This is a genomic window from Pseudoalteromonas sp. T1lg10 (genome assembly GCF_002964545.1).
Taxonomy (GTDB): Bacteria; Pseudomonadota; Gammaproteobacteria; order Enterobacterales; family Alteromonadaceae; genus Pseudoalteromonas.
Window position 1 is genome coordinate 20,947 of record NZ_PQBV01000003.1, and the last position, 11,754, is coordinate 32,700.

8 protein-coding genes are annotated in these 11,754 nt (G+C 49.3%); 4 read left to right on the top strand and 4 right to left on the bottom strand.

The annotated features are described in order from the left end of the window. Positions 1-33: 33 nt before the first annotated feature. Positions 34-339, bottom strand: a complete 306-nt coding sequence (locus tag C2M17_RS02315) for an MliC family protein (protein WP_105199271.1) — start codon at positions 337-339, stop codon at positions 34-36. An 82-nt stretch (positions 340-421) separates the two neighbouring features. Here C2M17_RS02315 and C2M17_RS02320 point away from each other — a divergent pair, with 82 nt between their 5' ends. Beyond that, a complete protein-coding gene (locus C2M17_RS02320) occupies positions 422-1,315 on the top strand; it encodes a DUF808 domain-containing protein (protein ID WP_105199272.1) in 894 nt (297 codons plus the stop codon). Positions 1,316-1,364: 49 nt separating this feature from the next. On the opposite strand, the gene C2M17_RS02325 is transcribed toward C2M17_RS02320, so the two are convergent. Then, complete coding sequence (locus C2M17_RS02325; RefSeq protein ID WP_105199273.1) at positions 1,365-3,434, bottom strand: TonB-dependent siderophore receptor; 2,070 nt, start codon at positions 3,432-3,434, stop codon at positions 1,365-1,367. Between the two features lie 464 nt (positions 3,435-3,898). Here C2M17_RS02325 and C2M17_RS02330 point away from each other — a divergent pair, with 464 nt between their 5' ends. Continuing rightward, entirely contained in the window at positions 3,899-6,697 is a 2,799-nt protein-coding gene (locus C2M17_RS02330; protein WP_105199274.1) for an ATP-binding protein, read from the top strand. Between the two features lie 65 nt (positions 6,698-6,762). On the opposite strand, the gene rho is transcribed toward C2M17_RS02330, so the two are convergent. Continuing rightward, positions 6,763-8,022, bottom strand: coding sequence for a transcription termination factor Rho (rho, locus tag C2M17_RS02335; protein WP_105199275.1), 1,260 nt, complete (start codon positions 8,020-8,022; stop codon positions 6,763-6,765). Positions 8,023-8,198: 176 nt separating this feature from the next. Further along, the gene (gene trxA, locus C2M17_RS02340) at positions 8,199-8,525 is read right to left on the bottom strand and encodes a thioredoxin TrxA (RefSeq protein WP_105189420.1); all 327 of its coding nucleotides are present in this window, start codon (positions 8,523-8,525) and stop codon (positions 8,199-8,201) included. A 91-nt stretch (positions 8,526-8,616) separates the two neighbouring features. Here trxA and rhlB point away from each other — a divergent pair, with 91 nt between their 5' ends. Both rhlB and gppA read left to right on the top strand, forming a co-directional pair. Further along, complete coding sequence (gene rhlB / locus C2M17_RS02345; RefSeq protein ID WP_105199276.1) at positions 8,617-9,888, top strand: ATP-dependent RNA helicase RhlB; 1,272 nt, start codon at positions 8,617-8,619, stop codon at positions 9,886-9,888. 77 nt (positions 9,889-9,965) lie between these two features. After that, positions 9,966-11,459: a guanosine-5'-triphosphate,3'-diphosphate diphosphatase gene (gene gppA / locus C2M17_RS02350; protein WP_105199277.1), complete on the top strand. Its 1,494-nt coding sequence runs from the start codon at positions 9,966-9,968 to the stop codon at positions 11,457-11,459. Positions 11,460-11,754: the final 295 nt, after the last annotated feature.

The following is an 11,754-nucleotide window of genomic DNA, read 5'->3' on the forward strand; positions in this document are numbered from 1 at the left end:
GCCGCATTATACTTGATGGCGACGCAAAAGCGATCAATCACTGCGCTGGCACTGCCAGGTTTCGTCGTTGAGCATCAGTATGCTGTTATCACCCTTGCCCCAAAAGGTGAGTTCCTCATTGCTGTATTTTGCGCCGGAGGCGGCACGCTCGCCAATCAGGGTGTGAGTAGCCTGGCCCAAAGTCAGAATAGCGCGCTCGGCGTCAAAGCGAACACTGAATATGGCTCCCGAATCACAGCGGTAGTTTATGGCCGCATTGCCTTCCTGGGTTTTGGGCAGCTCATTGCAGGCGCTGAGTATAAGAGCTGCGGGTATTGCCAAGAACAGTCCCTTAGTCATTGTTTTTCTCCGCAATTGTGGACAACGTCAGTGTAGCGTATTAGCTTAACAAGGCACATTTAACACTGCAAAAGGAATGCCCATGGCTGGCGCAAGCTTATTGACTCTACTTGATGACATCACCGCTCTGTTGGACGACATTGCTACCATGAGTAAGGTGGCGACCAAAAAAACCGCCGGGGTGCTGGGGGATGATCTGGCCCTTAATGCGCAGCAGGTTTCCGGGGTGAACGCCGATAGGGAGTTACCCGTGGTCTGGGCCGTGGCTAAAGGCTCCATGCTGAATAAAGCTATCCTGGTGCCGGCGGCGCTGCTTATTAGCGCCTTTATTCCCTGGCTGATCACACCCTTGTTGATGCTAGGTGGTTTATTCCTGTGTTTTGAGGGCGCGGAAAAGCTGGCTCACGGCAAGGAAGAACAGCCGGAGCATCCGGCTCTGGCTGAGCCGCTCACTCCGGAAGCAGAAAAGGAAAAAATTAAGGGGGCAATACGCACCGACTTTATTCTTTCCGCGGAAATTATCGTGATCTCCCTGGGCACGGTTGCTACCGCCAGTTTTATCCATCAGGTGTCTGTGCTGTCGATAATAGCCGTGGTGATGACTGTGGGTGTCTACGGTTTAGTGGCCGGTATAGTGAAACTGGATGATGCTGGTTTATATCTGTTGCAGCGCGGCGTTGCTGCTAAAAGCGCCATCAGTCGTGCAATGGGACGATTTTTGCTGACCTTAGCGCCCTGGTTGATGAAGGCGCTGGCGGTATTGGGGACTATAGCCATGTTTCTAGTCGGTGGCGGCATATTGGTGCATGGTATCGCGCCGTTGCATCATCTTATTGGTCACTGGGGTGAGCTGGCCGGTCAATACGGTGGGGTGGTTGAGGCCTTGGTCGTTAACGGCGCCAATGGCCTGGTTGGGTTACTGGCTGGATTTGTGGTCGTAATCGCCCTGCATTTATTCAAGCAGCTGAAAAAGTGATAAATCCTAAAGAAGTCAGCCCGGCAAATGCCGGGCTTTTTCAGGCTAGTTAGAAGCTAAACTGAGCGGCGAGGCGGAAGTTGGTGCCTTCACCTATGGTCACATTATTGGTGCCACCGCCAGCCAGGTACTCGGTGTCGAAAAGGTTTTCGATATTTAAACGCAGATCTACGTCATTGCCGGCAAGCTTGATGGCATAAGTCGCACCGACGTCGACTCGGGTATAGGCGTCTTTTTCTATCTGGTTATCGCTGTCTGCAAAGCGTTTGCCGGTATAGAAGAGTCCGGCATTAAGCGCTAAGGCCTCGGTGACTTCATAGCGTGACCATAGTGAGGCCGACCATTTAGGTGCATCTGCCGGGGTTTTCCCTTCCAAGTCTTCGTCACGCTCGTAGTTGGCATCCAGATACATGCTTGACGCCATCACAAAGAAACGATCGCTTACGGCGCCTTGGGCGGCTAATTCAATACCCTTATGGCGCTGCTCACCTACCTGTGTGGTGATGGTGTCGTAATCCGGGTGATCGACTAACTCGCTGACCAGGGTGCCTTTTTTACTAATATCAAAGAGTGCACCGGTAAGCAGCAGGCGCTCATCGAACAGTTGCCATTTGGCACCTATCTCCATTTGCTCCGAGGTGACGGCGTCGAGTTTCATATTGTGATTTTTATCACTTTCGTTGTTCAGGCGCTCTGAACCCTGTGGCTCAAAACCCTCAGAATAGCTGACATACAGGGTGGCATTGTCGTTCGGGTGATACAGCACACCGACCTTAGGCAAGACAGATTCGTTATTTGCCCCTTCTTTATTCTGTTTGTCGTAGCGACCGCCCAGCGACAGCTGCCACTGCGGATTAAAGGTGATCAAATCCTGAATATAGATGCCATAGTAGTCATACTCGTCACTCGAAAGGCTGGTATCGCTTGCATAACTGATATCCGGGCGGCTTGGCTCGCTTTGGCCGGGGATATAATCTATGGCGTCGGCACTGGTGCGCAGCTGGCCATAGTAATAGTCCAGGCTGTTGGCGCCGATCAGCAGCTGGTGTTGCATGCCCGCTAGCTGGAAGTCACCAATAAAGTCGATATAGGCGGTGGTAAATTGCCAATCATCAAAACGATCATAGGGGCGTGAGTTATAGCTGCCACCGGCTTGGTAGTCACTGGGTTTACGTGGCGCCGACTCAAAGCGCTGGCGCTCAAAGGTTTGTTCGTTATAACCCAGTCTCAGTTGCCAGTAATCGTTGAGATAGGTGCGCACATCCAGGCCTAAGTTTTCTACCACGATATCGGTGAAGGCCCAGGAGAAATCGTAAATGGTTTTGTCATCGCCGATGACCTTGCCTTGCGAATCTAGCCAGGCACCGGTGTCGAGACCGGTTTTATCGTCGGTGCGATCATAGTGAACGCGGATCAGGGTGTCGTCGCTGAGGTCGTAATCAAGGACTAAGGCGCCGAGGAAACGATCGCGCTCACGCTCATCGCCGTTGGCATAGTCACGCCAGAAGTTCACATCTTGCTTAACCACAATACCGCGTCCGCGCAGTGTTTCATCATCATTGAGTGCCGAGCTGGCGTCGAGCATAAAACGTGTCGAGCCATGTTGATCGACATCGGCACTGACATTAACAAAGCGATTCGCGGTAGGCTTTTTGGTGACCATGTTAACCAGACCGCCAGGACCGGACTGGCCATACAAAATGCTCGCCGGGCCTTTGATCACTTCAACACGCTCTAGGATCTCAATGGGCTGTTGGTAATGTGACCAGTGCTGGTGGCCATCGCGCAGATAACCGGTCGCTGAGCTTAGGCTAAAGCCGCGCATATTAAAGGTTTCCCGGTTGCGCTGGTTCGAGCCCGAGGTCAGGCTGGCATCATTGCTTAGCACTTCACCCAGAGTAGTGGCCAGTTGCTCATTGACTATGGTTTCTGGGATCACGGTAACCGACTGGGCGGTTTCCAGTAGCGAAGCGTCGGTACGCATGGCGCCAGAGGCGCTATCGACCTTGTAATCATTGAAATAACTACCGACCACTTCAATGGTTTCCATCTTGGTTGCCGCCAGGCTGGGTGCTGATAAGACACTGAAAATAATGAGAGAAAGAGGGTGGCGCGTCATTGCGTAAGATCCTAAAGAGTTGCTGTGAGTTATTTTGAATGCGCATGCTATTGCAAATGATTATCAATTGCAAGTGTTGTTTCTTATATTAGGGTCATGGCTTAAATTGCCCATTGAAGAGCCTGCTATTTCTGTATTTAGTTGAAGTAAACCAATGACTTTACTTATAAAGCGGTTATGCTTGTCAGGTCAAAATCGCGGCTTTTGTCGGGCTGTTTAATGCGGAAGAGACGGATTGCTAGTCGTAATAAAGTTGAATATACCCGCCGGATATGAATAAATAGCAAACAGTAGCAATCAGTTGAGGCTGTCACAATAAACGCCCGGCTAATAAGGATATGATGTGGTACTGGCATCTGGTGATAGCAAAGCGAACCTAAAGTGACGCTGTTTATGTCTCGAGTAATCAAGAGCCTAGGGTGTAGTAGTTATGCTCTAACGCAACGACAAAGTGGAAGAAAGTAATGTTGCAAAGGAAGGTCAGCTTTTATAAAACACTAAGCCTGTTTTTCTGTGCTGCTTTGTCTCTCTCTCCCTGTTACGGTGCCAGCACGGCGCTGGAGCAAATCCTGCTCGAGCCCAAAGAGGTGCAACTCGACCGCGCCGTAGCAAGTTTAAGCGAACCTCTAGCGGATAAAGAAAAGCTGGCCCTGACTCGGTTTGTTGCCGAGCAATACTTTGCCAGCGGTGATTATCAAAAAGCGACCCGTTACTTTTTGCGGGCGGAGCAGTTATCCGCCGATCTGGAGCCGCCGATACGCCGTGCCGATTATGCTAAAAAGCAAGGGATAGCCAATTATTATCGTGGCCATTATCTTAGTGCCGTTGAGGATTACTCCAGAGCCTTACAGATACTTGAGCAAGCCAATGAGCCGCTGCTGCAGGCTCATTTATACAATAATATCGGTTTAGCCTTGATGCGCGCAGAGCGTCTGGAGCAGGCCATCGACTATTACGGCAGTGCTAAAGCCTTGTATGACGAGCACGGCTCGGAGCAGGATAGGGTCGATATTATTCATAATATTGCCGGCGCTTATATCAGCGCCGATCGCTTTGATGCCGCGCTGGAAATGTATACCACAGTGGGTGATGCCTTTGTACGTATGGGGGACACCGCAGGCCTGGCACAAATGCAGTCTAATCTCGGTATTATTTATCGCAACCTTGGGCACCTCGACGCCGCCGCCGAGCAATATCGATTGGCATTGGCGAACATAGCCAAGACCAATGATTCTGTAAGCTTCGTTAACACTAGGATGAATTTGGCCGATTTGTATTTCTTTCAAGGCCGTTTTGATGATTCCCTGGCTACCTTGGAAGAGGCGAAGGCGCAGCTTGAGGTGATCGACTATTTCCCTGGGCTCATTACCATACAAGAGATCACCGCCAAGGTGTTGTATGGCAAGGGTGACTACGAGCGCGCCGAAGCAGCCTTGGCGCAGGCCTATTCGTTATCGCAACAAAATAGCAGTGACGACGCGCCTATAGACACCTATTTGATTGAGCTATTGCTGGCAGCGGCGCAGGGGGATAATCAAAAGGCTTTGGTGTTGTTTGAAAAATATGAGCGTGAACGCGATCTGGCCGTTAGTCGGGCCATTGCCAGTCGCCTTAATGATTTTCATGCTAAATACAACACAACTCAGTTACAGCGCCAGGTGGAGTCGCTGCAGCGTCAGCAGGAGTTTGAGCGAATCGCGGCGCGCCAACGCAATCAGTTTACCTGGTTGGTCTCGGGGTTATTGCTACTGACCTTGATTATCGGCGTACTCTTGTTTCGCCGCGGAGCCGAGCGTCGGGCCAATGCTATCTTGGAAGAGAAGGTACGCTTGCGCACTCAGGAGCTTGAGGCTCTGGCGCAACAGCTTAGTTCAGCCAATGAAATTAAAAGCCAGTTTCTGGCGAATATAAGCCATGAGATTAGAACGCCGCTGACTTCCATTATGGGTCAGGCCGAGGCCATTGTTCATGGTGAGGTGCGTGATGCCGATGTCGCCAAGGAGTTGCAGGTTATTTATAACAACAGCAAGCATCTGGGTGAGCTGATCAATGATGTACTGGATTTAAGTAAAATCGAAGCCAATAAACTCGAGCTTAATATTGCTTTGGTGAGCCTGGATTCTCTGCTCGCCGATATCAAGGCCATGTTTGCACCCAGTGCCCTGCAGCAGGGTATCGACTTTTACATCGACAACCAACTGCCGGCAAACAGCGGTGCCGAACTGGACTATATTCGTGTTAAGCAGGTGTTGGTTAACCTGTGCTCCAATGCCATTAAATTTACCGAGCAAGGTCAGGTAACTCTTAAGATCAGCGCTCAGGATAAGAACCTGGTATTTTGTGTTGAAGATACTGGGATTGGCATTGCTGAGGATAAACTGGAAGCTATTTTTACCACCTTTAGTCAGGGCGACAACTCCATTAGCCGTCGCTTTGGCGGCACAGGTTTGGGCTTGAGCCTGTCGCAGCAATTGGCATGCATCATGGGGGGGCAAATTACCGTAACCAGCACCCTGGGATGCGGCAGCTGTTTTTGCTTTAAGCTGCCCTGTCAGTACAGTCAATTAACGAGTCAGCTGCAAGCGCAGCCGCCACCTTGTTATGCCTCCAGCTTTAGTGGCACTGTGGTATTGGCGGAGGATCACCCGGATAATCGTCGCCTGATTGAGCGCTTATTGCAGAATCTTGGAGTGACGGTTTACAGCGCCGAAAATGGTGAACAGGCGGTGGAGTTGGCATTAAAACATAATCCGGACCTGGTCTTAATGGATATTCAGATGCCGATACTCGATGGCTTAGGGGCGCTGTCGCTGTTGCATCAATGTGGTTATAGTAATCCCATTATCGCCTTGACCGCCAATGCCATGACCCATGAAATCGCGCAGTATAAGCAAGTGGGATTTGCCGGTCATCTGGCCAAGCCCATAGATAAGGCACAGTTTTGTGCCGTGTTAGAGCGCTACCTAAGTGTCAGTGAGCAAAAAGAAGGTTACCGTGAGGTGGATATGAGCGACCTGCGCCATAGCTTTGCACAAACCTTGCCTGCGGAAATTGCCTTGCTGAAAGCGGCGCAGCAGCGTGATGATATCGCCGCCGTGGCAAAAATTGCCCATCGCCTGGCAGGCGCAGCAAAGATGTTTGCCGATGCCGACTTAGCGCAATTGCTTAGTGATATTGAGCGCGCCGCCAAATTCCAGGACGGTGAACACGTCAGTGAGCTGCTAAGCGATCTGGCGATGCATGAAACAGAGTCGGGGCATTAGCCCCTAAACAGCAGGCACAAAAAAGCCACTGTGATAACAGTGGCTTTTGTTTAACCCAGTAAAGCTTACTTACGCTTCATTGAGTCAAAAAACTCGTCATTGGTCTTACACATGGCCAGCTTATCGATAAGGAATTCCATGGCATCGATTTCCGACATATCGTGAACTATCTTACGCAGGATCCACATCTTCTGTAGCTCATCCGGTTTAGTCAGTAATTCTTCACGACGAGTACCTGAGCGGTTGAAGTCAATCGCCGGGAATACGCGTTTCTCGGCAATTTTACGGTTCAGGTGCAATTCCATGTTACCCGTACCTTTAAACTCTTCGTAGATTACTTCATCCATTTTCGAACCGGTATCGATAAGCGCGGTGGCGATAATGGTCAGGCTGCCGCCTTCCTCAACGTTACGTGCCGCACCAAAGAAGCGCTTTGGCTTGTGCAGGGCGTTGGCGTCAACACCACCGGTAAGTACCTTGCCCGATGATGGAATAACTGTGTTGTAGGCACGCGCCAGACGAGTGATTGAATCAAGCAGGATAACCACGTCTTTCTTGTGCTCAACCAGGCGTTTTGCCTTCTCGATCACCATTTCCGCGACCTGTACGTGACGGCTTGCCGGCTCATCGAAAGTCGATGCAATTACTTCGCCCTTAACCAGGCGCTGCATTTCCGTTACTTCTTCCGGGCGCTCATCGATAAGCAATACCATGAGCTCACAATCAGGGTGGTTATAGCTAATAGACTGGGCGATATTTTGTAGCAACATGGTTTTACCGGCCTTAGGCGGTGCAACCAAAAGGCCACGCTGGCCTTTACCTATTGGTGCTGCAAGGTCAAGAACACGAGCGGTAATATCTTCGGTGCTGCCGTTACCACGTTCCATGCGTAAACGCTCATTGGCGTGCAATGGCGTTAAGTTCTCAAATAAAATCTTGGTGCGTGAGTTTTCCGGCTTATCAAAGTTAACTTCGTTTACTTTTAGTAGCGCGAAGTAACGTTCACCATCTTTTGGTGGGCGAATAAGGCCGGCAATGCTGTCGCCCGTGCGCAAACTGAAGCGACGAATTTGGCTTGGAGATACATAAATATCGTCTGGACCAGCAAGGTACGAAGCTTCTGAGCTACGTAGGAAACCAAAACCGTCTTGCAGGATTTCTAATACACCGCCACCGAAAATGTTTTCGCCGCTTTTCGCGTGCGCTTTCAGGATGGCAAAGATAATGTCTTGTTTTCTTAGGCGGGCTACATTCTCTAGGCCCATAGACTCGGCTAGTTTTACAAGTTCGTTGATCGACTTGTCTTTCAGTTCGCGTAAATGCATATTGGTGGGTTCTTTAAACTATTTATCGTCTCGAAATGGAAGTACTTCGAGTGAGGTTGTTGGATAAACTTGGAATTGTTGGGGTTATAAACTAGCAGCTCAGTGGCTTATCGTCCAGTCTTTATACAAAATGTCATATAAAAAAAGGGCGAGCGCCCTTTTTTTATAATCTGTGCTTAGATGTTGTTTTCTAAGAACTCAACTAGCTGAGCTTTAGAAAGGGCACCTACCTTAGTAGCAGCAACCTGACCGTCTTTGAACAGTAGTAAGGTTGGAATACCGCGGATACCAAACTTAGGCGGAGTGCCAGCGTTTTGGTCGATATTCAATTTACCGATAGTTACACGGCCTTCAAACTCGCCAGCTACATCGTCAAGGATAGGGGCAATCATTTTACAAGGTCCGCACCACTCAGCCCAAAAGTCGACTAGTACAGGTTTGTCTGATTGCATTACGTCAGCCTCAAAGCTGTCGTCAGTTAATTGGATAATTTTATCGCTCATCACGTTCTCCGTTAAATTTGGCGAATTTATTTAGTGCGTATTTAAACACTCTTGTTTCTTATTGCAAGTTTAAGCGTTATGCTTTATCGCTATGAATAAGACACATTTAACCGATAAAAAATTTGCAGACTTTGCTTTAGCTCCGGAGGTGGTTGCCGGATTGCAAGCAAGTGGCTTTGAATACTGCACGCCTATTCAGGCGAAGTGTATGCCTTATGTTGAGGCTGGCCGCGACATTGCGGGCCAAGCACAAACTGGCACAGGTAAAACACTGGCGTTTCTTACCGCCACCTGCCATCACTTATTGCAGAGTCAAAAGCCATCGGGTCAGCAACCAAGAGCCCTGATCATGGCCCCCACACGGGAGCTTGCGATTCAGATCCACAAAGATGCAAAAATCTTGGCACCGCACTGTAATCTTAAACTAGGTTTATTATATGGTGGCGAAGATTACGAAAAACAACGGGCGCAGCTAGAAAAAGGTGTCGATATTTTAATTGGTACCACGGGCCGTTTGATCGACCTGTATAAACAAGGCTGTTATACCCTTAACGACATCGAGGTTGTGGTACTGGATGAAGCGGATCGCATGTTCGACCTCGGCTTTATCAAAGATATCCGTTATATGTTCCGCCGCATGCCCGAAGCGACCGAACGTCTTAACCTGTTATTTTCGGCCACCTTGTCTTATCGCGTTCAAGAATTAGCGTTTGAGCACATGACCAATCCAGAGCATGTGCAGATCGAGCCGGATGTTAAAACCGGTAAGCGCATTGCAGAAGAGCTGTTTCATCCGTCGCAAAATGACAAAATGAAACTGCTACTTACCTTGATCGAGGAAGAATGGCCGGAAAAAGCGATAGTGTTCGCCAACACAAAACATGTGTGTGAAGAACTTTACGCTTGGTTACAAGCAGATGGGCATCGTGTTGGCTTATTGACCGGCGATGTGAATCAGAAGAAACGTCAGTCAACCTTGGCACAATTTGCAAAGGGAAGTTTAGATGTACTAGTTGCAACCGATGTTGCTGCTCGTGGTCTACACATTCCTGAAGTAAGTCATGTATTCAACTATGACCTACCGGACGATTGCGAAGATTATGTACACCGTATCGGTCGTACCGGTCGTGCTGGGGCATCGGGCCACGCTATCAGCTTTGCCTGTGAGCAATACGCTTATAATCTGCAAGAGATCGAAGACTATATTGAGCACAATATCCCTGTGTCTCATTACGACAAAACGGCGCTGTTGGATGATATTACGGCACCGAAAACAATTAAACGCCGTGGGCCGCAAGGGCGTTCACGGGGTAAAAACCAAGGACATGGGCAAGGTCGTCGCCGCCATGGGCAAGGACGTTAGCCTACTAGCATGACAACACGTCCCAAACGACGTGCAAGCTTGGCCCCCCGGAGCCAAGCTTTTTTAGAGGTAAGTACGTGGTAAATTCTTCTCTCCAAGATGATTTATATGCGGTAATCGATCTTGGCTCCAATAGCTTTCATATGTTGATTGCCAAAACAGTGGCAGGCTCGTTACAAACCATGGGCCGGGTAAAGCGCAAGGTGCGTTTGGCTGCGGGCCTCGATGGCAGCATGCAATTAAGTCAGGAAGCAATGGAGCGTGGCTGGGAATGTTTAGCCCTATTTGCCGAACGACTGCAGGATATTCCTGCGTCACAAGTTCGCATCGTAGCCACGGCCACACTCAGACTGGCGACGAATGCCGATGTATTCAAAGAGCGCGCTGAGCAAATTCTTGGTCATCCAATTAATGTTATCAGCGGTGAAGTAGAAGCAAAGACCATCTACCAAGGTGTGGCGCATACGTCGGCTTGTTCCGGTAAGCAATTGGTGATTGATATAGGTGGCGCCAGTACCGAAATAGTCATAGGCGAAGGCCAACAAGCTATTCACTACACCAGCTTGCATATGGGCTGCGTTACCTACCTAGAGCATTACTTTAAAGATGGTTTGCTCAGCGACAGCAATTATGACAATGCCATCAAGGCGGCGAAACAAATCCTGCAACCCATTATCGCCTTATACCGCGCAACCGGATGGGACTATGCTGCGGGCGCCTCTGGCACGGTTCAGGCAATCCAGGAGATCATGGTTGCCCAGCGCCAAGACGAAACCCTGACACTGGATAAGTTACTTGATATCCGTCAATTAACTACTCAATACGCCTCTATCGAACAGCTGCAACTGCCTGGATTAAGTGAAGAGCGCCGTCTGGTTTTTGTTTCTGGACTTGCCATTCTTATTGCCATCTTTGAGAGTTTGCAGGTGAGCGCCATGGGACTAGCCGGTGGTGCATTGCGTGAAGGCGTACTCTATAGCATGGTGCCACAACTGCAGCGCCAGGATATTCGCCAGCGCACCATAGACAGTTTTATTACCCGCTACCATTTGGATAGCAGGCAAGGCGAGCGGGTTGCCTGCATTGCCAAGCTATTATTGGCGCAATTAAGTCAGCCTTGGCAACTTAGTGAGGCGGATCATGGGTTATTGACCGCAGCGGCCATGGTGCATGAAGTTGGTCTGCTAATCGAATATAAGCAATACCCTAAGCATGGCGCTTATATTATTACCAATACCGATATGCCCGGGTTTACCAAGCAGCAGCATGCTCTGGTAGCCAAGCTGGTGCGCTTCCATAAGGGTGATGTGCTGGCCGGTGATTTTGAATCACTCGGTGCTCACGAAAAGCTGGCCACTCAGTTAGTGCGTTTATTAAGGTTGGCGGTAATATTGTCAATGCGTCGCAAAAATGATGTTTTACCTGAGCTGGTAATTAAAGAACATAATAATGCGCTGACACTATATATAGATAAACAATGGTTAGATGCCCATCCCTTGATGTTAAGTGAGCTGCAGCAAGAGTCACTGTACCAGCGCAAGGCTGGTTGGAAACTAACCATCAGCAATTAAAACCCCGCCAAAAAGCCACCATTGGGTGGCTTTTTGTATGTTTTTGAGCCGTTATGCTCAATTTAACTGCAAACGATCTGTTTTTAGCAATTTTCTTTAAAAAAGGGCTTGCGTCAAAATCGAATCTCCCTATAATGCGACCCCACTGAGACGGCAGGCAGCAACGCATAGCGAGGCGCTAGCGGCTCAGGGAGTCAAGTAAAACTGAGTTTTAAGAAACTTTAAACTTTCTCAAAATTAAGTGTTGACAACAAATCAGGGTTGAGTAGAATGCACAGCCCTCGAGACGCGAAAG

Bases quoted from the DNA above. Each gene is read 5' to 3' on its own strand.
- C2M17_RS02315 (WP_105199271.1), bottom strand. From the start codon at position 339: ATGACTAAGGGACTGTTCTTGGCAATACCCGCAGCTCTTATACTCAGC.
- C2M17_RS02320 (WP_105199272.1), top strand. From the start codon at position 422: ATGGCTGGCGCAAGCTTATTGACTCTACTTGATGACATCACCGCTCTG.
- C2M17_RS02325 (WP_105199273.1), bottom strand. From the start codon at position 3,434: ATGACGCGCCACCCTCTTTCTCTCATTATTTTCAGTGTCTTATCAGCA.
- C2M17_RS02330 (WP_105199274.1), top strand. From the start codon at position 3,899: ATGTTGCAAAGGAAGGTCAGCTTTTATAAAACACTAAGCCTGTTTTTC.
- rho (WP_105199275.1), bottom strand. From the start codon at position 8,022: ATGCATTTACGCGAACTGAAAGACAAGTCGATCAACGAACTTGTAAAA.
- trxA (WP_105189420.1), bottom strand. From the start codon at position 8,525: ATGAGCGATAAAATTATCCAATTAACTGACGACAGCTTTGAGGCTGAC.
- rhlB (WP_105199276.1), top strand. From the start codon at position 8,617: ATGAATAAGACACATTTAACCGATAAAAAATTTGCAGACTTTGCTTTA.